The 22,685-nt window shown below is 39.3% G+C and carries 14 protein-coding genes and 1 pseudogene; 5 read left to right on the top strand and 10 right to left on the bottom strand.

Annotation, left to right across the window (positions count from 1 at the left end; translation table 11 throughout):
- Positions 1-51 precede the first annotated feature (51 nt).
- Together ABJV04_RS08015 and ABJV04_RS08010 are read right to left on the bottom strand one after the other, a co-directional pair.
- Positions 52-2,487, bottom strand: a complete 2,436-nt coding sequence (locus ABJV04_RS08015; protein WP_348490934.1) for a hypothetical protein — start codon at positions 2,485-2,487, stop codon at positions 52-54.
- Positions 2,488-2,817: 330 nt separating this feature from the next.
- Positions 2,818-4,443, bottom strand: coding sequence for an arylsulfatase (locus tag ABJV04_RS08010; RefSeq protein ID WP_348490933.1), 1,626 nt, complete (start codon positions 4,441-4,443; stop codon positions 2,818-2,820).
- A gap of 205 nt (positions 4,444-4,648) precedes the next feature.
- Here ABJV04_RS08010 and ABJV04_RS08005 point away from each other — a divergent pair, with 205 nt between their 5' ends.
- Complete coding sequence (locus ABJV04_RS08005; RefSeq protein WP_348490931.1) at positions 4,649-5,119, top strand: sulfatase-like hydrolase/transferase; 471 nt, start codon at positions 4,649-4,651, stop codon at positions 5,117-5,119.
- A 10-nt stretch (positions 5,120-5,129) separates the two neighbouring features.
- Complete coding sequence (locus ABJV04_RS08000; RefSeq protein ID WP_348490929.1) at positions 5,130-5,429, top strand: sulfatase-like hydrolase/transferase; 300 nt, start codon at positions 5,130-5,132, stop codon at positions 5,427-5,429.
- 646 nt (positions 5,430-6,075) lie between these two features.
- Here the strand turns inward: ABJV04_RS08000 and ABJV04_RS07995 are convergent.
- Positions 6,076-7,473, bottom strand: a complete 1,398-nt coding sequence (locus tag ABJV04_RS07995) for a Gfo/Idh/MocA family oxidoreductase (protein ID WP_348490927.1) — start codon at positions 7,471-7,473, stop codon at positions 6,076-6,078.
- Between the two features lie 104 nt (positions 7,474-7,577).
- A complete protein-coding gene (locus ABJV04_RS07990) occupies positions 7,578-10,325 on the bottom strand; it encodes a TonB-dependent receptor (RefSeq protein WP_348490925.1) in 2,748 nt (915 codons plus the stop codon).
- A 326-nt stretch (positions 10,326-10,651) separates the two neighbouring features.
- Here ABJV04_RS07990 and ABJV04_RS07985 point away from each other — a divergent pair, with 326 nt between their 5' ends.
- The 3 genes and pseudogenes from ABJV04_RS07985 to ABJV04_RS07975 all read left to right on the top strand — a co-directional run.
- Positions 10,652-10,852 carry a hypothetical protein gene (locus ABJV04_RS07985; protein WP_348490923.1) on the top strand — a complete coding sequence of 67 codons (201 nt, stop codon included), beginning with the start codon at positions 10,652-10,654 and terminating at the stop codon, positions 10,850-10,852.
- Positions 10,853-10,864: 12 nt separating this feature from the next.
- The gene (locus ABJV04_RS07980) at positions 10,865-11,350 is read left to right on the top strand and encodes a sulfatase-like hydrolase/transferase (RefSeq protein ID WP_348491042.1); all 486 of its coding nucleotides are present in this window, start codon (positions 10,865-10,867) and stop codon (positions 11,348-11,350) included.
- Positions 11,347-11,421 (top strand): annotated as a pseudogene (locus ABJV04_RS07975) (type II toxin-antitoxin system prevent-host-death family antitoxin); the annotation flags it as partial. The gene ABJV04_RS07980 and the pseudogene ABJV04_RS07975, both read left to right, overlap by 4 nt.
- A gap of 27 nt (positions 11,422-11,448) precedes the next feature.
- Here the strand turns inward: ABJV04_RS07975 and ABJV04_RS07970 are convergent.
- From ABJV04_RS07970 to ABJV04_RS07945, 6 genes are all read right to left on the bottom strand, one after another.
- Positions 11,449-11,706 (bottom strand): hypothetical protein, encoded by a 258-nt coding sequence (locus ABJV04_RS07970; RefSeq protein WP_348490922.1) that lies wholly within the window; start codon positions 11,704-11,706, stop codon positions 11,449-11,451.
- Positions 11,707-11,823: 117 nt separating this feature from the next.
- On the bottom strand, positions 11,824-13,305 hold the full coding sequence (locus ABJV04_RS07965) for an arylsulfatase (protein ID WP_348490921.1): 1,482 nt from the start codon (positions 13,303-13,305) through the stop codon (positions 11,824-11,826).
- Between the two features lie 2 nt (positions 13,306-13,307).
- Positions 13,308-14,795, bottom strand: coding sequence for a sulfatase-like hydrolase/transferase (locus ABJV04_RS07960; RefSeq protein ID WP_348490919.1), 1,488 nt, complete (start codon positions 14,793-14,795; stop codon positions 13,308-13,310).
- Positions 14,796-15,143: 348 nt separating this feature from the next.
- A complete protein-coding gene (locus ABJV04_RS07955) occupies positions 15,144-17,063 on the bottom strand; it encodes a sulfatase (protein WP_348490918.1) in 1,920 nt (639 codons plus the stop codon).
- Between the two features lie 121 nt (positions 17,064-17,184).
- Positions 17,185-19,602 (bottom strand): VCBS domain-containing protein, encoded by a 2,418-nt coding sequence (locus ABJV04_RS07950; RefSeq protein ID WP_348490917.1) that lies wholly within the window; start codon positions 19,600-19,602, stop codon positions 17,185-17,187.
- Positions 19,603-19,665: 63 nt separating this feature from the next.
- Positions 19,666-22,434, bottom strand: a complete 2,769-nt coding sequence (locus ABJV04_RS07945; protein ID WP_348490915.1) for a TonB-dependent receptor — start codon at positions 22,432-22,434, stop codon at positions 19,666-19,668.
- Positions 22,435-22,685: the final 251 nt, after the last annotated feature.

The following is a 22,685-nucleotide window of genomic DNA, read 5'->3' as shown; positions in this document are numbered from 1 at the left end:
CAATAGCGCTTGGTTCAAACCAGTTGTTGCAACAACTTGCTTAGCTGCAGGTTATTTATTCCCATAATAAAATTTATGAGACGGTAAACGTGTTGTCTTTTGGTTTAAACCAAATAGATTTTGCTGAGACTTTTCAATATCTTCAGAACGAATAAACAAATCTGTTTGCGATATGTGTGGCGACATCAATAGCACACGTTCGCCCTTAGCAAGTGCAATATGAAGAAAGCCATTTTCACCTTGTCTAACAAGGCTGTTATCAGCCAACTTACCATCAATGTAAATAATTGGATTAGTAATATCAGGGTTAATCACTAACGGAGTGCCAACCAAACTTTGCAACTCTACAAACTGTGTTTTACCTTCAGACTTTTTAGCTGTCACCAAAAATGCACCTTGGGTTCGCAGTTGATGAAACGCCATGTCTTCCCAGTGTTTAGGCACCGCAGGAAACACTCTTATTTTGCCACCCCAACTCTGTAACAACATATCGTGAACTGAAGTTGCATAAGATAGCGGGCTTTCAATTACCGGTTGCGTTTTCACCTCAGCGTACATAGTTGTGGGTGAAACATTTTTATGATTAATGAAAAAGTCTAAATATTTATAAGCTTTTTCACCGTCACCAAGGGTAGCGTAAATCGAACTTGCGCCAGTTGCTGTATACCCTGTCACTTTCATAGCATCGGCTTTTTTGTTGCTATACATAGTCACATCTAACCAATGATCAACAGAGGTTCGAGCTAACTTAGCATCATCTTTATTTTCCACATTCAATTGTCCTAGAGGGTAAATAGGAAGCAAGTGAGAATAATGACGATGGGGTTTATCAAATGGAATATCTTTACCTATTCGCAAGCCATTTTCGTCTACCTGAAAAGGTACCAAATTGTCTAGCACGTGTTTCCATTTAGTAGCTAAAGGATCATTTAAATTGTTAGCTTCATCCAGCTCAATTAAGGTCTCGAATGTCCAGCGCAACAAGCCAATTGTGAAGTTAATATCCTGGCCACGACCTGGTTTATACTCAGGTGACCAACTATGTTTGATATGAATAGTGCCATCCTCAGACACCAACGCATTGTCTTTTAAATAATTTAGATAACTGTTACCGGTTTTTCGTAAGATTGGAAATAAACCATCACGTAACTTTTGTGCATCACCTAAATAAGTGTAGTGCAACCAATAGTCGTGTAACAACCACGCCAACATGTCAGGGACTTTACCGCCATTGGTTGACACCATGTCTTGAGGAAATAAGGCACCAACAGCGGCGCTGTCTTTCCAATGTTTTGGCACATTACCCGTTAAATTATCGTGATACTTATCTATATTGTTAACTAAGGATTCACCTAACTCCATGCGATTTGCGGTTAAGTGTGTCCAATAGATTAGCTGAACATTTAGATCACCCCACACCATTGGCCAAAAAGTATCGTTGTACCAAGGTCCCATCAGGTCAAGGATAGGACCATCACCACGACTGGCCGACGCCAACTTATACATTTGAATCCAATAAAACGCTTCTTTTTCGGGCTCACCTATAGTTAAAAAGCTTTGTGGATAATAATTATGCCACCACTGTTGATGGGTCTCGAAAAAGGTATTTTCCTGCAACATTTTACGAGCTGAGTTTAGATTTTCTTTGACTATTTCATGACTGTTTTTTTCAGGAAAACTATGATGAATACTGGCGGATAAATATTGTTTGCCCGACTCTTTTCCTAGCACTTCCCAACCCACCGTGGTTTCACCTCGGTGTTGGTATAAAGGTTGAAAACTAAAATTCATTTCATCTTCTTTGAACAATGTCGCTTTGGGCGGCATAGGCATAGGCGCATTACGCATGCGATCCCAAAGGTCGGATTTTGGTCCTCTGCCTCGATCAAAAAAGCCTTTTACAGGGGGATAGGGTTCATCCGGATGCCAACTAATGGTAATTGATTCATCACCTTTAGCGTCAGTTTCAAAATAGATAATATCTTCTTCACTGTGGGTGATGCCTTTAACCGCATAAGATCCAAGGGTGGTGGTAATTTCACCGGTTAGCTCTGCATCATATAAACCAAGTCTAAGGTCAACTTTCTGAATATCACCTTTAGAGGTAAGGTTGAAATGACCTAATGGCAGCCTGCCTCGATAAATCCATAACATTTCCTCACCTTTGTAAGGTAAGCGATGGTCGTAATAATCATGCCTTCCAGTGTGTATGGAAATGACATTTTTGGCCTCATTTTCAGCTTGATAGAATAAAAAACCGACGTTACCGTTGCCAGTATAAGGCGCCACAGTCCATTTATTTGGAATGCGATCCCAAACAAGATCCTGTTGCGACAAAAAAGATTGGTAATCAATGTTCACTGCAACTTTGGGTGCAGCCATTTGAGTGGCAGTAACCTCTTCACCATTGTTTGAGCAAGATGCTAAAAGCACACCGCCTACTAACAACATAATCGATTTAACATGCGCAGTTTTAATGATTTTCATTTTATTTTTTATAGACTGATAATTAACCAAGGTACTTCCCTACTTGCTAGTTCCACTCACTTATTCATTCGATTAAATAATTAAAAATGGATGATTATTTTACATATGGATATTATAGCAGCGATAACAATATTTCAAACATTGTTTAACATATGAAACGATTTATTTAAAAATTACTTACTAAGGTTAATGCCACAAATCAAGGTCAGCACAAAAAGCATAAAATGATGGATATAAGCCGCAGATTTATTGCAACCCATGGTTCCCTAGTTGCGACCATGGGCGTATGTCATCAGTGTGGTTTAATAAATACTATCAACTCTTGTTTTTCTACCGTGATAAAAAGTTATCAAGTATCGTTAAACGACGTTGTTGATCTGCGTCTATGCCGTGGTTAACTTTCCAGTTAATTTGGGGTTTTGGTGCCCCTTCGTTTGAGCGCTGGTCCCTTATGGATTTTTGCACAGCTGCATGCAAACGAACAACCACATCAGGGTTTTGCTGGGCGACATTAACCCTCTCACTTTGGTCTTCCTTTAGATTAAAAAGAGTGACATGTTGATACCATGGTTCGGTACTTTTAGGGGTGAAATAACCTTCTCTAAGTTTTTTAATATTTTTTTGATTACCTTGTCTGATCTCGGCCATTTCAGGTAAAGATTTATAGGTCAATTTCCACTCGTTATCTCGGGCAATTAAAATATTATGTAAACTACTAACAATAACCTCTCGTTGTTTAGCCGGCGTTTGTTTGTTTTGTAATTGCGGCAAAAAGCTAACGCTATCAACGGCGTAACTTGGTGTTGGTTGACCTAGAATATCCGCTGTCGTGGCAACAAAATCTTCAAGGGTAATATTAGCGTGTTCTCGACGGTTTAACTTACCCTTAATACCTTTAGGCCATTTGACTAAAAATGGCACACGATGACCACCTTCAAACAAAGTGGCTTTTTCGCCACGTCGCCCGTCGTGAGTATCATGACCTACTTTGTTAAGCTCAATTGTTGCACCTGGATAAGAACCATTATCGGCCGTGAATATGACCATGGTATTCTCTGACAATCCTTGTTTTGCTAATGCATCAAGTACTTGTCCAACAGTCCAATCAATTTCCATTCGAAAATCAGCATTGGGGCCTAGTTTACTCAATCCCTGAAATGCTTTAGATGGCACAACTGGAGAGTGGGGTGCATTAAGTGGCATATATAAAAAGAAGGGTTCATCTTTATTTTGCTGTTCAATTAACGCGACGGCACGTTTTGTAAATTCTCCCAATACTTGAGTGGGTTGAAGCTCAGGATCAGCAAAACCAGTGCGGTGACCGAAGCGATTCTTACCAGTTAAACGTTCAGTTGGTATTTTAGTGGCTTTGTTATTGATAAGATAAACATAAGGTGCAAAATCTAAGCTACCGGCAATACCAAACCAAGTATCGAATCCATGATCTGTTGGTCCACCATAAAAAGGTGCGTTAAAGTCTATTTGCTGATCTTGGGTTAGGTTGGCTTTATGAGTCATGCTGGTTCGCGACTCCATAACTGAACCGTCTTTCATGGTCCAACTGGTGCCTAAATGCCACTTTCCTACCATCAAGGTTTTATAACCTTGGTTACGCAAAAAGCTAGCTACGGTTTCTTGCCCCTTTGACATTATGCGAGAACCATAATTTGCGGCAAGTCCGACTTTTTCACGCCATGGATACCGTCCTGTCATAAGGCCATATCGTGTAGGTGTACAAATAGACGAACCCGTATAAGCTTGGGTAAAAGCAATGCCTTTTTCAGCGATTCGATCAAGATTCTTAGTGGGTATTTTACCTTGCGGTGCGATAGCCTGAATGTCACCGTAGCCCATATCGTCAGCTAAAATATATACAATGTTAGGCTTACTAATTTCGGCATATACCGAGGTAGACAAAGCGAGTGCAGAACAAAGTAAAGTGACCTTCTTTAACAATTTCTTCCTCTTAGGTACTTTCATTACTATTTCACATCATAAATGTTTCATATATACAACAATGTACCACATGTGACATTAATGTAAAAATATTAATATATAAACGTTACGTATCTCGTTATTTAGGAAGAGCTATATGAAAAAATTTTATATTTCAGGGGTTATCTTATATGCATGACATTTCGCGGGGTTTGCCTTTGATGATGTGACATCCAAACCAAATATTATCGTCGTAATGGCAGATGATATGGGCTGGGGAGATTCAGCAACTTATGGACACATTAAAATCAAAACGCCACATTTAGATAAGCTTGCTTCTCAAGGAGCTAAGTTTACCCATGGATATTCATCTGCAGGTGTTTGCTCTCCAGCACGGTCGTCAATTCTAATCGGCAGAACACCATACCGTAATGGCGTATGGCGTCATTTATCTGGTCATCACAAAGCTCATTTACGTAGGAGTGAAATAACCTATCCAACACTTTTTAAAGAGGCGGGTTATACAACAGCGCATTTTGGAAAGTGGCATCTGCTATCTAAAAATCAATTTAACAAAGGCGACTATCCTGCCCCAGGTGATCATGGCTTTGACTATTGGTTTGCTACACAAAATAATGCTATCCCTAGTCATAAAAACCCCAATCAGATGGTTAGAAGAGAGCAGAGAGAAAAGTAAGTCATTTATTATGTCGATGTGGTTTCATGAACCACATAAACCCATCGCGACTGATATTAAGTTTTCAGAACTTTACCCAAATGAAAGTGATAAACATAAGGAGTACTTTAGCAATATAAGTCAAGTGGATTACGTCCTTGGCGAATTGATGAAAGAATTAGATAAAAAAGGTTTGAGTGATAACACCTTGATTATGTTTACGTCTGATAATGGGCCAGTAACAAGTGTTGGTGGTACATCTGGTGGACCAAACGAATGGTGGGAAAATGAACCAAATCCACCGATGAGAGGTCTGACCCTTAATTATTAGAACATAAAAACCAAGTCGTTATTTTAATTTAATATAGTTAAATGTATTTAGTCGTTTGGCTCTAAAAGCGGGAATGCGTAACTTACTACCATACCTTTTATCGGCCTTTTCTGACCTATTGCTGCCCCAAGAAAATCCTCGTCATCCCAAACTTGATTTGGGTTATCCAACTCGTCAAAGGGTTTTCAGCCTGCCTATGCTTTTACGATTGCTATTGGTCAGATATCCTAGCGAATTAGGCAAAGTCTTAGTAATCCGGTTACCGGTATCATTCACAGCGCCATTTCGACTCACATTGTGAATCGAGCAAAATTTGTCAACGTCGGAATAAAATTGACAACCTCGACGATTTAATATTTTTCACGGGTGTCAGTTCTGGACTAATCCCCGCTGTTTTCTTTCCTTTTAACCAATAGCTATAATACGTTCTATACGAAGTAAGCAGTTAATTTTTTCGTATTTTCAAAGGTTCACAACCATTGAGCAATTTTTTGGCCCACACATTGTGTCGGCTTTTTTTATGGCTAAAGCAGCTAAATTACAGCCTACTTACAATGGTTTGTGATGTTACATTGAATCAATTAGATTGCAAACTATACAAGCACTTAGATTATATTTGATATCCAATGTGGGTGATGTGTAGAATTTAAACCGACCTTTTTGCTTTTGGTACAAGGCTTGTTAAGTCTTTAATTTGAATTGGCTTCCCAGACTCAATACTTTTTCTTGCCGCAATACCAATTAAAATAGACATAGCACCATCTCGTACACCAGCCGACCTATCAAACTCATCTTTAGTATTAGCGTTTACAAAAATATTATCTTGCAATCGACCATCTCCGCCGCCGTGCCCTCCTCTTTCAGAGCTTACAACTTCAGTTTCATGCTCGTTCCATAGTTTATGAATAATAAGCGGCTCTTGAATCATTGCATCATTGTGTTGGTCCATTTCTTCTTTGTGCAAATTCTCTTGGTCTATATGAGCCTTTTGAAGATAAGGAATTTTTCTCCAAGCCTCTATGCGCCCTTTAGTACCATTAAATGACACTCTGTAGCCTTCAAATGGCGAATAGGTAGTTAATGAATAGTTCATCACCACGTTATTAGCATATTTAACTTGTGCAGACATTTTGTCGTAAATGTTTATTTCTGGTCTATATAAGCAATTGTCTCGAATATAGCCATCGTGTTGTTCATGATTAACATACAAATCGGTCATTCGCTTACTTTTGCTAATATCCCAATAAAAATCGCACTTATCTTTAAAGTTACATTCTCTGCAATTTTTGCCTCTGAAAGGACCATTAGCACCGTAGAATTCTAAATCGCCATAGGCAAAAACTTCTTCAGGCTCTGAATCTAACCACCAGTTCATCAAATCAAAATGATGGGTTGATTTATGCACTAATAAAGTACCACCTTCTTCTTTCAAACCGTGCCACCGTCTAAAGTATGAAGCGCCATGACTTGTATTCAAATAGTAATTAAAATCCACAGAAGTGATTTTGCCAATAGTATCTTCTCTAAGCAGTTCCTTTATTCTAGTGGTATATGGACTCCAACGGTAATTAAAGCCAACAATAAGCTTTTTATCAGATTTACGCTCTGCATCTAAAATAGCCTGACACTTATCCTCATCAATTGTTAAAGGTTTCTCAGTGAGTACATCGCAGCCCATTTCTAAGCCCTTGATGATAAAATCATGATGATTTGAATCGTTGGTACAAACAATTACCAAGTCGGGCTTGGTCTCTTTTATCATTTTGACATAATTAGTGAAAGTAGGACATTTTGCGCCAATGAATTCTTTGGCATAAGCCAGCCTACCAGGGTTTTTGTCACATAAACCAACAAACTCTAGGATATCACTATACTTGCCCACTAAACGTCTTCCCCAAAAACTATTCCCTCGGAATCCAGTACCTACTAAGGTCACTTTTAGCTTTTCATTTCCTTTACCAAAGGCAAAAGAACTTAATGGAAGTGCAGTGCTTGCCGCCAACATACTTATTGATTTTAAAAACACTCGTCTAGATTGTTTCATTAAATGTGTCTCCGTTCCTTTTATGCATGCTTATTTTTATATTCTGTACAAATAAAAATTTCCCTAAGCATAAATAAAGTGCTTAGGGGTATAACTAACCTTAATTAAAATTTATAAGTTGCGGTTAACGCATATTGACGACCGCGCTCGAAGTAATCTAAGAAGTTTTCTTCATAACCAACAAAGTCACGACGATTGTCTTTAGTCAAATTACTCGCATTGAACTGCAGCATAAAAGTCTTTGTAGGACGGTACGATATATTCATATCCAATGATTCGCTGGCAGTTGTAAACCTAGCTGTATCAGTTTGTGCACCTGTTCCAGCAAGGCTTCTAAAGAAATCACCACGATATGTATATGCTAATCTTATCGTATATAATTCAGTTTCGTAAAAGCCTATAAAATTGAAATTATCCTGCGAAGAACCGGGAAAGCCAAAGCCAGAATCACCGACATCAACGTCAAAAGAACTATCTACATAAGTATAATTAGCTGAAACACCAAAGCCTTCTAGAGCTGGGATTAACTTATCGAACGGCTGGTAAATACCCACTTCAACACCACTCGCTTCGCCATCAGAAAAGTTAACAGGCGTTGTTAAATTAAAGAAGCCATCAAAACCATCAATGCTCACTTCATTCAAGGTGTCGTCAATAATAAAATTACTCACGTCCTTATAGAAAAAACTCAATACAGCAGCGCCATCGTACTCATTATAGTGCTCTAGAGTAATGTCATAGTTGTACGCTGTCATAGGATTCAAATTAACATTACCTGATCTAGCACTACCAATTACATCCTCTTCCCCTTCCTCAGGCTCGTTCACATTGATAATAGGTGCTACATCTTCGTAATCAGGTCTACTAAGTGTTTTAGAGAAACCCACACGTAAGGCTAATTCATCGGTTAAAGCGAAGTTAACGTTCACGCTAGGTAAATACTCCCAATAATCGCCTCCAGTTGTTTGATCTACAGCCGGCGCTCCGTCTACAACTACGCCTGCAGTAGCTGAATGATCAGTTAATACTGCACGAAGTCCAACATTACCACGATACGAGATATCACCTATTTCAGAGTCAAAATTCGCTTGTCCCCAAAAAGAGATAATATCTTCTTTGCTGCGATGAGAAGCTTCTGGATCAAAGCCTATATCGTCAAATGTTGTTTCGGTTACATAGGGATGAATAGCGCCTACATCGGCTAAATCGAACTGAAGCCATCTTGAAGGTTCAAAACCAACGTCACTCAAAAAGTCATCAGGAGTGATTTCGTCTGTTAAGGCATTAGCTACCACTGCAGCAGATAACTCTGGGGCATTTTGCGATGGAGCGGTTGAACGCGCCGAATCTATATCGGTAGTTGAATAGCTTGCGCCGTAATCTACAGAACTAATGAAATCACTATCAATGTCAGTTGATAAAGATAAAGTCACGCCGAAGTTTTCGCCTGTTAGTTCGATTTCACGCACAATTGAATGAAGATATACGTAGCCTTCTGGATCATTAAAGCCCTCAATATTAACAATAGGTACTTCGCCGTCCAAGGTCATATTAATAGTTGATTTATCTAAAGACTTTTGCATGCGGCTAAAACGTAAATCTTGCGCATAATCTACTTCAGAGTAATAAAAATCTAAATTGACATTAGTGCGTTCAAGTTGCCAATCAAAATTAAGGCCAGTAATGAGGTTTTCGGTATTGTTGTCAAACTTCATTGACGCTACACGTCCATTTACTGCGCCACCAGCAGTATAATTATTGTAGTCTATAGCTGTCAGCAAATTTTGATCATTTATTTCAACGTTGTTGCCATCAAACACAGTTGCCGCCCAACTGGGGGTAAATATTAATTGAGCTTGATTTCTATGAGACTTATTATCATATTGGGAATACATCATATCCCAAACAATCTCTAGATTGCTATCGTTTCTATATTGTACACCAGCCGCTATTGCAGTCCTTTCTGGCTCACTACGAATAGGGTTCATACTCAATGACGAAGGAACATCAATACCATTGAAGATTTCATCTTGAACACCATCACCATCGTTATCAACACGTATATTTCTTGACACTCTATTTAAGCGTACTTGATCGCGATTCTGTTCTGATTTAGATGTTACTAATCCAACATAACCACCTAAATTACCTTCATCATTTTTTCCCATTACTAGGCCGTTTAGGCGCGTTCCTGTACCGCCAACCAGATCTTCGTATTCATAGCGTAAAGAAACTTTACCAGTAACATCTCCTGATTCTAAACTCTTAACATCCAAGGGACGTAAGGTTTGTAAATTTACTTGGCCAGCCAAACCACTTTCAGGGCGAGTAGCCGTTTGCCCCTTCGACACTTCAACACCAGACAACACACTAGGTGGAAATACGTTAAAATTCATTTTACGTAAACTCCGCGCTTCATTACCTGAAGATAACAAAACACGACCATTAATTGTTGAGTTCACGAATTCAGGGCCTAAGCCACGAATAGACACGCGATCACCATCAGTTCCGGCGTCATCTGTTTCAATTTGTACGCCAGGAATGCGTTGAATAGCCTGAGCAATACTGTCATCAGTAAACTGCCCTATGTCTTCAGCAGAAATTGCATCAACAACGGTGTTAGCAAAGCGTTTTATGTCACGGGCTGCATCTAAACTACTGCGTACTCCCGATACAGTAATAACTTCAGGTTCTTTTGCTCCGCTGCTTTCGTCATTATTTTGTTCCTGTGCCACAGCGCCAGTCGCTAATGGAAGTTGCAAAGCTGCAATCGCCGCAATTCCTAGCGTACACTTAATGACAGATGAGAGTTTGTTTGGGTTAAACCGTTTATTATTAATGTTATTTTTCATGTGAAGTGTGCCTATATTCTCAGATTAAGTGCAATAGCGCTTGTTTTATATATAAACCATTGTTGCATTTATAAAGAAAATCAGAGAATGTCACATTATTTTAACATTTGCAAAATGTTTATTTGCAAAACTATCCTAAAAGACATCTGTAGCGAGGCGAAGTGTATAGCGTTTAATTATCTTACACTCTACACATTATTGAGATAGGTCTGTGCACATAAACGTTTTGTCAGTCATTGTCACTCTACAATGAAGGGAGGGAACAAAATCAGCAGGTCAATACGGCCTTAGGCCCTGCAGAAATTTGTCAAGTAAAAGGAATAAACATGAAAAAAATGATCGTATCGATTGTCATAGGCTATTTACTGATGGGTTGCAGTGAGCAAGTAGAGTCTAGTGCAACAGCACAAAATACCGATAGCCCTGATGCGCTTATCGAAACTAACAAACCCAGTAATGTGGTGTTTATACTGGTCGATGATCTAGGTTATTCGGACATTAAGGCTTATAACCAAAATTCTTTTTAGGAAACCCCCAATATTGATCAATTAGCGTTAAGTGGAACAAAATTTATTAATGGTTATGCCGCCAATCCTGTGTGCAGCCCATCGCATTATGCCTTGATGACAGGGCTGCATCCATCAAGAGTGGATAGCACTGACTTTTTCATACATAACAATCGTAAACGTCGAGCAGGAAACTTCATTCCTGCTCCAATAAAAAGTTATTTAGCCTTAGAAGAACAAACATTGGCAGAAACCTTCAAAGAAAATGGTTATTCAACCGCCTTTTTAGGAAAATGGCATTTAGGTGACGAAGAAAAATATTGGCCAGAAAGTCATGGCTTTAACGTCAATGTTGGCGGTTATTCTGCAGGCAGTCCACGGGGTTATTTTTCACCTCATAAAAACCCTCGTTTAAGTGATGGAGAAGAAGGCGAATATTTAACTGAACGTCTAACTAACCAAGCGATTAATCTATTAGATGGTTATGCTAAAGAAGATAAGCCGTTTTTGATGGCGTGATAAACGATGCAGATACAAGGGTCATCACTTGGCGTAACGGTGAAGAAACTGTCGTATTGTCATTGGATGACTAAAACAGTCGGTTTCGAGCAGATTTTTTAATCAATATCAGTCACTATTTGCGGTTGTAGAACGGATTTAATTTTCGTCAGCCTTAATCGTCGCCCTTGTGAACTTGAAACGCTAAAGTGCCCTTCTACAACCACACTCTCCCCAAAATATAAAGCGGCCCCCTCATGAGGAAATAGCGCTACGCGATTTAGCTCATTATCTTCAATCCAATAGTGCATGCCGCCCCAGCGAGCACGATATAAAGCATGTACAAATCCGCCTTCTGGATTTTTCCACGTTGCCACCCGTTCAGGTGAAATCGCATCGGTAGCATAGCCATTGAAAATAGAAATATTTTTAACATATGATGCCTTGCAGTTTCAAATATAGAACTTTTTTACATTGCAAAGGGCTAAGCATATTCAATAGGAACGACTTCTAATTTTCTCAAGTTCTGCCAACAATTGTTTAGCAATTTCAGGGTGTTTTTCAAATAGATTAGTGGTTTCAGCTGGGTCTTCTTTCAGGTTATATAACTGCATTGCTTGACCGTCTGGTTTAACTCGAGTGAAACCGCCACTACCCTGACCTTCCACAAGTTTCCAATCACCTTTTCGAATAGCAAACATACCTCTGTGTGAGTGATGGATAACGGCACCACGATCGTAATCTGTTGCTTGTTCTGACACTAATTCAGAAGAAAAATCGACACTGTCTACACTTGCAAGCTCCTCAACATTTGCACCTGTAATAGAAGCCACTGTAGCCAACAAATCATTCAGCACCACTAGCGATGAGCTTACTTTTCCTGCCACAAATTTATTCGGCCAATTAATGATTAAAGGCACTCTGTGTCCACCTTCGTGAATATCCGCTTTTTGACCACGCAATTTACCATTGGCGTAGTGTTGATATTTTTGCTTGTCAGTTTCAGTCCAATGGGCACCGTTATCTGAGGAATAAATAACAATGGTATTTTCGGCAATGCCTAGATGATCAAGTTCAGCATTAATCTGCCCTACCAGATTATCCACATCCATTACAAAATCTCCGTAATGGCCAGCGCCAGACTTCCCTTGGGAGGCTTTACTTGGCAACCAAGGTGTGTGTGGTGCAGGTAGCGCATAGTATAAAAAGAAAGGTTTGTTGTCGGCTGATTTCGACGCTAATTGAATTTGTTCTAGGGCTTTTTGGGTGAGAGTGGGTAAAACACTTTGGTGATCAAAACCATCGCCAATTAACCCTTTTCGCCAAAATCCTTCTCCATCACTGCGGCGAAATTGGCTCGCCTCAACAATTTTTCCAGTTAATGGAGTCGCTAAGCTCTCATTCTCGATGAACACATAGGGTTCCATATCCAAAGAAGCCGGTATCCCATAAAAATAGTCAAAGCCAACGGAGTTAGGACCCCGAGTCAACTGACTCCAGTAATCGGTTTCCGCATAACCTATACCCAGATGCCATTTTCCCACCGCTAGCGTTTTATACCCTTGCGACTTTAACATAGAGGCTATGGTGGTTCGGTCAGATTCAATGAGAGCCGGTGAATGACCTCGCAGCACACCCCGTTTTAAATGGGTACGCCATGCGTATCTGCCAGTTAATAATGAATAACGAGATGGAGTGCATACGGCTGAAGATGAATGTGCATCGCTAAAAGAAACGCCCTCTTCAGCCATTTTATTTAGATTAGGCGTGGCAATTTTACTTTCAGGATTATAAGCCTGGATATCGCCATATCCCATATCATCAGCAAAGATGAGCACGATATTAGGTTGTGTTTTGGGCTGTGTTGCTAAGCTATTAGCAAATGCGTCACCGTACACAAGTGCAAGCATCATAGTGACAATAAGGGTAATGAACTGACTACCAGCTGTATTCAAGGGTAATTTATTAATAGCCATGATTATTGTTGACCACGCAATGTCGATTTAACATGGGCTGGGACAGTTTCCGGAAACTGTTGTTGTAAGCTCAGTATTTCAGCACGAAGCTCTGCTACCACCTTAGGGTGTAAAGCAGCAACATTGGTTTTTTCATACCAGTCTTGTTTTACTTGGTATAACTCCTCAACACCAAGACTGTCATTAACTAACAGTTTCCAATCCCCTTTTTGTATACCGTAATTTGGCCAGTTAGCAGTGGCGGTGCTCTTACTTGCTTTACCCGGCGGCCAAACCCAATATAAGGTTTTACTTCGTTCGAAGGTTTCTCCTTCTAGTGCCAAACGAATGTTTTCTCCATCAGACACAAACTCTGCGGGTAATTCAGCACCAGCAAGGGCAGCAAAGGTAGGAAGTAAATCAACCGCATTTAACACCGAGGTTTTATCGATAGCGCCAGCAGGCACAACACCTGGCCAACGAGCAATAAAAGGAACCCGCACGCCACCAGCATATAACGAACGTTTTGCGCCTTTTAATCCTAAAGTTTTTCCCACAGAATAATAGGTTCCAAAACCTGGGCCGGTTGAATCATCATCCATGAACTTTCTTTCTCCGGTAACTTCCGGACCGTTATCTGAGCTAAAGATGACCAAGGTATTATCATCAATACCCAGCTCTTTAAGTAACGCCATAATTCTCCCGACATCACGGTCTCCAGCAGCAATAATGGCTGAGTACAACATGTCTTGTTCATTTAAGTGCCCATATTCTTTCATTAACGCAGGCTCTGGGTAATGGGGCGTGTGAGTCTCATGTATCCACAGGTTGACAAAAAATGGCTGATCTTTATGGCGTTTAATAAAATCAATGGCCCGTGTGGCTGTCTCGGAAGGCGGCATATTGTAGCCAGGTAAATTAAATGCAGCGTATTCGTCATAACCATATTCGCTTGGCAATGGCGCATCTTCAATTTGAACATTAGTTAAATGCCATTTACCGAAATGGCCAGTGGCATAGCCCGCATTTTTGAGAGTGCGCGGCAGCATTTCAACTGTTGGGTCAAGCCAATCAGGCATGCCAGCACGCTGGTGATGCTCAATAGTTGCAAAATGTTGATTAACGTTATTTCTTGACGGAAACTGCCCCGTCATAACTGCTGCGCGGCTTGGAGAGCACACTGGGCTGCTCACTGAAAACTGATAAAAATCCGTTCCTTCTGCAGCTAATTTATCAATATTGGGAGTCTTGACCTGTTTATTTCCATGAACACTTAGATCTCCCCATCCCCAATCATCTGCAAAGATATAAATGATGTTAGGTTGCTTTACTAGCACGGCCTCTGACGAATCAGTTCCATGACTTGAAGTGTTCGTGACACCACAAGCTGCCAGACCAAAGCTGATGAAGCTAACAGCCCCAAAAACTCTTACGGACCTCAATAGCTTAAAGGCCACACTGTTTTTTTGGCTGTGACTAATTACTCGTTTAGTAAGGTTAAATTTATCCATTATTGACTTCTCGTTGGGAAGATTTCACCTAAATCATTAGGGAGAGATTAATAACAAAAGATTAACATAATCAAATCATATTTGAAATAATATTTTATATTTGATTAATTAAATAAAAACTAGATAGCGAGAAAGTCATCATATTGGCTACGCCAAAACCCACAGAGAGTCATTTACACCTAGCATTATCTAAGTCATAGGTTCTGACCATAAATAACCACTATTCCTTGTCACTCTGTGCCCGAAGCATTGTTTTTATTCAATAATAAATACTTATCAGCTTTTCTGAGATGCAAAAAAAACCACTGCTTAGCAGTGGTTTTTAAGAAAACGAATTACACATTCAGGTTAATTTAATCGATGAAATTTACTTTTTACCATAAAACGATTTTCATCAATTAAAATCAGACCATACTCTTGCGCCTCTTTAGGCACCGTATAGGTGTAACCTAATTTATTCTCAGTAACAGTTACCGGTACTTTTACATACGTGGAAGCAACTTTACTTTTCTTACCTTTTTTACCTTTTTTGTTTTTCTTCGCTTTTTTATCTGCTTTAGCCTCGTCAGATATTTTAATAAGGGCATAGCTCTCAACAACATCAGTGTTACCCTTAGCTAATGTCACTGAAACCTGGCGAGACTTAGCATCAAAATTATCATTAACAATACTCGGAATAAGGGCTACTTGTTGTTTATGCTCTTTATCATTGAATCTAGTAGGATCTTTATAAGGGTATTTTGCATCATAATCTTTTAGATATTTCTCTAATCGTTGAGATAAGTCTTTAACAACTTCAGGTTCTTGTTTAGCGATATTATGCATTTCTTCTAGGTCGTTTCGTTTACCATCTTTATAAAGCCGATAAAGCAGGTAATCACCGCTCAAAAAGTTTTTATATAATTTAAAGTCTCCTGATCTTATTGCAGACTGTTGGGTAGAATCGAGACCAAATGGGTAATGCCACCATAACTCTTCTCTAGGATCACCGTTACTATCTTTGACGTCATTGTCATTATTGATTAAGACACCTGAAATATCTAAACCATCTAAGTCCGAGCTATATTTTTCTGGAATTTTACTCTTAGTAAGATTTAACAGTGTAGGAAAGAAATCTAACTGGTTAATTAACACATCTTTTGTTCTTCCTTTACCAATATTTGGTCCCGAAATCAGCATAGGTACTCTAATACCACCTTCTTGAGTATATTTTTTGCCTTTATCCAAAGGTGCATTATCAGACATCACTTCGAATCTACGCTTTTCAGCACCGCCATTGTCAGATGAGAAAAAAATGTAGGTTGTATCGTATAATTTTTTCCCTGGATTTCTAGGGTCGTCAGTTTTCTTTAAAAAATCAACAACACGTCCTAAACTCCAATCTAGCGTGGTAACCATCGCACCAAAGTAAGGGTTGTTTTGTCCACCCTTTGTCATATCAACATCTTCGGTAGGAAAATCCATACCCAATTTATCAGAATAATATTGTAATAATTCTCGATTTTTAGTGTGAATTGGGTAGTGAACCATCCAATGAGCCATGTATAAAAAGAAAGGTTCGTCTTTGTTTTTGCTCATAAATTCAAGCGCACTTTCAGTCACTTCGTCGGTTGGATATGAAATTCCCTCAGGCGATTGTTTTGTGAACGGGTAATACTTTTCGTCACTTAAACGATATTTATCATTTTTATCATGGGTCGCAAAATAGTTTACGCGGTTATTCGCGCCTTTAGGTCCTTGGTGTGCGCCTCTTGACTCATTAACAAAATCAAAACCTTGATTTTTAGAACTTTGGATCTGAAGCTTTCCAAGATGCCATTTGCCGACATGGCCGGTTCTGTAGCCATTCATTTTTAATGCTTCAGCTATAGTAAAATGCTCTGGCATCAGGCCACTTGGAAAGTAGGCGGTAATGTATTTTTCCGATTTTTTCGCCTTAGGAACTTCCCCTCCAACCACATTGGTTATGTTTGTTTTAGCCGGATGCAAACCGCTTAATAGAGCAGCGCGAGAAGGTCCACAAGTTGGAGCAGGAGAATACGCGTTAGAGAAATTAATCGCGTCTTTTGCTAATGCTGCAATATTAGGAGTTTCCCAAACAACTGGATCATCCAAATCATTTAATGTTGTATCCTGCCAACCTAAGTCATCTGCATAAAATATAACGACATTAGGCTTTATTAAATCACTATTTTCATTACTACTTGCGTAGTTAGAGGTAAAAAATGTTAGTGAAATAAGGGTTAAGAGCACTTTGTTTGTTTTCATTGTATATTTTCCATAAACGCTATAGAAATAATCAGATTTAAAATAAAAATAGCGCTATAAAAAATAGCGCTATTTAATTCTTATTAAACGTTACAAAATCTAATATCGGACCTACTTACAACTACGGCTGAACCATCTCAGTAACGATAACCGCATCATTTGAATTGGATTTATAAGTAACATCATCGCCATCAATATAAGTTCCTTCAGCGAAACCTTCAAAGTCGTCGCTGAACACTGACACAGTGCCGGCTACATCAGAATATATGTTTACGTCATCAACATAAAAAGCAGCACCAACTACAGGATTAGCACCTGCACTTAATTTCAATGAAGCACCGTACATACCACCTAATACGTTATCAGAAACTTGACTAAGCGAAGTAAATGAACCATCTGTTATTGTTAACGATGCATCTGAAGTAGTCACAACTTCGCCATCGATTGATATATTTAGAGTAGGTGTAACTGTACCATCACCAGTCCATGTTATTGCAACATCAACCCAATCACCAACAGTAAAGGTTTGGTCAAGCAACAAAGTTTTATTATCGTTACGAAGACCAATCACACCTTCGGTACTTTCATTGCTGTCACCAAGTACATCAAAATATAATTCAAGTAATGATGATCTAGCATTACCATCACCAGACAAGGTTACACGTGAGCTTTGAAGTCCCGCGAAAGATGGGTTATCGTCGAAATTAGTTGCACTTTTCTCAACTTTGAATGAAAACGTCATTTTTCCATTTTGGAGTGGTGTGCCAGCAACTATAGGATTTATTTGACCAAAGAAGTTACCTGTATCGCCCGTACTTGTATCTATATTGGTATCCGACATTTTAACAACATTATTGGCAACAACTTCTGCACCTTCCGCACCTTCTAACACAGTTTCAACAATTGCATTATCTGTACTAGCATTAAATATAGAATCTCCAGTCGGTACCTCATCAGTAGGTTCCGGAGCTGAATCACCAGCAGACAAGTCTTCAAAATCGGCATCAAAAATGACTGTGGGCGCTGCATCAACATGATTATTAATCATTTGTATATCATCTAGCTGAAATACGGCGTCGTCTGCATTCGTTAACATGTTCATTTTTACCATATTAATACCATTTTTGAGATCCGTTTGATTATTTGTAAAAGAATCAAATGTATCTGCTGTAATTGTAGTGCCATCTACTGACCTTACTGGTTCACCATTAATAGATAGAGTAACTATTGGGGCAATAGTATCTGTTGCCAGTGCTGTATCCCAAGTTATTTCTACATCATTCCAGTCACCCTCAACATAGGTCTGTACAAGCTCTATTAGGTCATCAGTTATGTTATTGTCTACAAACAGTTTACCTTCATCGAACCTTAATTCCACAACGGGTCTAGGGGTGTTACTTTTTCCTCCAAATAAAGCTATAAAGCCTCCAGGATCAACGTCTTGAGCGTTAAATCTAAATTTGTATGTACCTGACTCAACGGTAAGCTTTCCGTTATTTGTACTTATTCCAGCATCAGTTTCCTGTGCTTCAGTATCGGATACTTGGACTCTTACTTGTCCTACACCAGCAATTGTTAGTATATTATTTGCAACTAGTTCTGCACCGGTAATAGTGATAAGTAGTGGAGTTACCGTCCCATCAAAGGAACTGAGCATAATCGTATCGACTAAATCATCACCCGTACTCGTCAGCCCTGCAACCGTTGCATTGCTGGTATCTAAAGTATAGGTCCAAGCACCGCTGGATGTAATGCTAAACATACCGTAAGTTGTTGTTATATCACTCAACTCTTCGAACGAACTCTCCCCTTCATTAAGGTCTGTAACAATCGCCGTACCGGTAACAGGTTCAGCCTCATTAGAGGTGACTGTAACACTCAAATCACCTGAAAACTCAGCATCTGTAGGTGGAGTTGGCGCTACGCTGGTCGTAGCTTCAGAGGTTACATCTTCCGCGAATCCGTCATTATCAACATAGGTAACCGTCACAGTAACCGTTTTACCCACTTCATCGTTAGTTAGCGTAACTGTCGGCGCATCGGTGCCGATAGAATCTGTGCCTGCTAGCCAAGCGTAACTGACACCTTGTAGTGACAAGCCGTTATCATCAGTGATAACAGCAGTCAACTCCTGTCCAGACTCCACAGTACCGGTAATTTCAACAACCCCTTCAACATTTAAGATAATTGGTTTGATCACCTCAGTGGCTGCTGACACAACGGATTCATCAAAACTATCATTATCGGTATAGTTCGCAGTGACCGTAATAGTGCTATCAATATCACTATCGGCCAATACATAACTATTAGACGTCGCCCCAGGTATTGCTACACCAGCTGACAACCATTGATAAGATACCGCAGACTCATTAACACCGTTCACATCACGAACTTGTGCAGTTAAGGTTTGACCCGAAGTCGTCTCACCTGATATGGAGACTCCACCTTCTACATTGAGTTGGTGGTCAGAGTCTGAACCACAAGCAGTTAATGCTAAAGCAAGTGCTGATACCGTAAAAACATTTTTCAAATTGTTCATTTTTTACCCTAAACTATTGTTTTTTAATTATAATTTTGTTTTATAAAAGACCTTGAGAAAACACTAAAAATTATATTTTAATGAAGCAGAGTAGGTTCTTCCTCGATCAAAATAATCTAGGAAAGTAGATTCATCGCCATAAAAATCACGACGTTTATCATCAGTTACGTTATTTGCACTTAACTTAACCGACAAATTTTTTATCGGTTTAAAGCTAACATTTACGTTTAGCTTTTCTTGTTCGCCACTAAAGCGTGAAGTGCTTGATTGTGAACCTGTTCCTCCCAAAGAGCGAAAGAACGATCCGCGATAGGTGTAGGCAACTCTAACTTTGTACCAATCGGCTTCGTAAAAGCCAACAAAGTTAAAGTTATCTTTGGACGAACCTGGAAAACCAAAGCCAGCATCACCCACGTTTTCTCTATCAAACTTAGAATCAACATAGGTGTAGTTCACAGAAAAACCAAAACCAGCCAATGCAGGCACTAATTTTTCAAGTGGTTGCAATAACCCGATCTCAACCCCTTCGGCTGTACCATCTGAATAGTTGATATTGGTTGTTAGTTCCCAAAGGCCGTCATAACCCGCGAAAGTTTGATCCACCAAGGTATCTTTGATGATGAAATCATCAATTTCTTTGTAAAAGCCACTTAATATGAATGCACTATCATATTTCGAATAGTATTCAAACGTAACATCAAGATTCTCTGATGTCATAGGGTTCAAAGATGGGTTGCCAATAACTGCAGAATTATCATCTCCATCAATATCAAGTTTGATTCTATTAATCGGTGCGATATCTTGATAATCAGGACGCGACATTGTTCTTGATAGTCCTAAACGTAATGACATTTCATCGTTTAAAGCAAGATTTAAATTCAGACTAGGTAGATATTCCCAGTAATCGCTTTGAGTCGTAACTAAGCCTTCTGTAACTTCACCACTTTCAGTTTCTACTTCCTGCAGGGCAGTTGCTTCATTATCTGTATAAACAGCACGCATACCCACGTTACCGGTTAACGGCAAACCAAATACTTCTGTGTATAAATTGGCTTGGCCATAAATTGCAAAAATATCTTCTGTCATTTCATAAGACTGATCCGGATCAACTCCAATCTCATCCCAACTATAACTTTCAATTCTTGGGTCAATAGTGACGGCTGATGAATAAAGTGGAACCAGATAACTAGAGGGTGAAATATTTTCCCCCTCTATGAACTCTTCAGGTAAGCGATCGCCAATCAATGCAGCGCCTAACATCTCATCGCCAAAATCGGTTAAAGCGCCACTATTAGAGCGCTTTGAATCGATATCTGTTCTATCAAAGTGAGCCCCAAAATAGACCGATGAGAGTAAGTCATTATTGTCAAATGCGTATTCAAAATCTGCTGTTAATCCAAAGTTCTCACCTTCAGCGGCAATCTGTCTGATACTTGCTCTGGAGTACTCATAACCTTCAAGAATATCTGCATCTGGCGCCGTTATCGAAGCTATGCTACCCGTTCCGTCATAAATAAACGTACTAGGGTCTAAATCTTTTTCGAATCGAACAAAACGTAGATCTTGTTCGTAATCGAGTGTCGATAAATAAGCGTCAAAATTACCTTTTAAAGCATAACTAAATATCCAATCAACATTGATACCGGTAACTAAATTTGTTGTTTCATTATCGTATTTGGTTGCCGTGGTTCTGGCGGCCACACTACCCGCACCTACATTTGACTGAGCAAGATTAGCGTAACGAACCGTGCCATTCTCATCTACAACGATCCCAGGATTACCTGCTTCAGATTGGTCATATACAGGGTTGCTCCACACTTTATTTTGATTCATATTAATTTGAAACTGATTACGAGTGGATTCGTTATTGTAGTTGGAGTACATGAAATCCCAATTGATATCTATATCTGCATTTGGCTGATATTGAATACCTGTGGCAATCGCTAAACGACTTGGCGTTTCACGAATGGGATTGAAGGTTACATTTTTTGGTGCTCTAGCTGTTACCGTTTCACTTTCACCGTTTACTTCCTGAGTAATTGAGTAATTGTCACCCCAATTTATTCTCATTTGGTCTCGCGATTTATGCTCATCACTAGCTTCTAGCGCTACGTATCCGCCTAAATCACTGTCGTCATTGCGAAATGCACTAATTATGTTAAAACGAATTCCTGGTTCTTCATCAATATCATTTATATCAGTACGAACACCAACCGACGTAAACATATCCTTTTTTCTTAATTTTCTAAGATCCAAAGGTTTCATCGTTTGTAAATCGACTTGGCCAGCTAAACCGCTTTCAGGACGACTAGCAGTAGAACCTTTAACCACTCTAACGCCTGATAGGACACTTGGTGGAAAGGCATTAAAATTCATTTTACGTAAATTTTTACCTTCGTTACCTGATGATAATAATCGGCGGCCGTTAATAGTCGAGTTTACGAACTCTGGTCCTAGACCACGAATCGAAACCCGGTCTCCATCCGTACCTGCATCATCCGTTTCAATTTGAACACCTGGGATTCGTTGAATAGCGCCAGCAATAGAGTCGTCAGAAAACTCACCAATATCTTCAGACGTAACGGCATCAACAACGGTATCCGCGTAACGTTTTATTTGGGCGGCATCTTTTAAACTACCATAGATTCCCTGGACTTCAATTACTTCAACTTCACTTGGCTGTTCAGCATTTTTTTGAGACTCTTGAGCTGCAGCGAGGCTTGTATTCAACACGCCTGTTGAAAAAACAGCCATTGATATGGCAATTGCTAGCTTATTCTTATTATGAAAATTCAAAGACATCATGCGTTCCCCTGTATAAACTTTGTTCATTCATTTACTTAATGTTTACATGGTAAACAATGTTTCACATTTAAAACAGTCTTTTTTGTTATTTTTTTTAGATAATTCAGCAATAAAAATAAAACATTTAATTAACAACACGTTAGGAAGGGGTTTAGAGAAGCATTTATTTAACAAATAATGGATTTTTACACTTTAAATAATTGAAATACGCTTTTTGATAACAGACCTATGATTCGAATTTTGGCAAAGTAGTTAATCTTTCGTTAACAATTTAAACT

Source organism: Aliiglaciecola sp. (assembly GCF_039982535.1).
Classification (GTDB): Bacteria; Pseudomonadota; Gammaproteobacteria; order Enterobacterales; family Alteromonadaceae; genus Aliiglaciecola.
The sequence above is the reverse complement of the archived record's forward strand: the minus strand, read 5'-3'. Positions and strand labels throughout refer to the sequence as shown.

Excerpts from the sequence above, each read along its gene's own strand:
- ABJV04_RS08015 (WP_348490934.1), bottom strand. The coding sequence starts at position 2,487 with ATGAAAATCATTAAAACTGCGCATGTTAAATCGATTATGTTGTTAGTA.
- ABJV04_RS08000 (WP_348490929.1), top strand. The coding sequence starts at position 5,130 with ATGTCGATGTGGTTTCATGAACCACATAAACCCATCGCGACTGATATT.
- ABJV04_RS07995 (WP_348490927.1), bottom strand. The coding sequence starts at position 7,473 with ATGAAACAATCTAGACGAGTGTTTTTAAAATCAATAAGTATGTTGGCG.
- ABJV04_RS07990 (WP_348490925.1), bottom strand. The coding sequence starts at position 10,325 with ATGAAAAATAACATTAATAATAAACGGTTTAACCCAAACAAACTCTCA.
- ABJV04_RS07985 (WP_348490923.1), top strand. The coding sequence starts at position 10,652 with ATGAAAAAAATGATCGTATCGATTGTCATAGGCTATTTACTGATGGGT.
- ABJV04_RS07965 (WP_348490921.1), bottom strand. The coding sequence starts at position 13,305 with ATGGCTATTAATAAATTACCCTTGAATACAGCTGGTAGTCAGTTCATT.
- ABJV04_RS07960 (WP_348490919.1), bottom strand. The coding sequence starts at position 14,795 with ATGGATAAATTTAACCTTACTAAACGAGTAATTAGTCACAGCCAAAAA.
- ABJV04_RS07955 (WP_348490918.1), bottom strand. The coding sequence starts at position 17,063 with ATGAAAACAAACAAAGTGCTCTTAACCCTTATTTCACTAACATTTTTT.
- ABJV04_RS07950 (WP_348490917.1), bottom strand. The coding sequence starts at position 19,602 with ATGAACAATTTGAAAAATGTTTTTACGGTATCAGCACTTGCTTTAGCA.
- ABJV04_RS07945 (WP_348490915.1), bottom strand. The coding sequence starts at position 22,434 with ATGAACAAAGTTTATACAGGGGAACGCATGATGTCTTTGAATTTTCAT.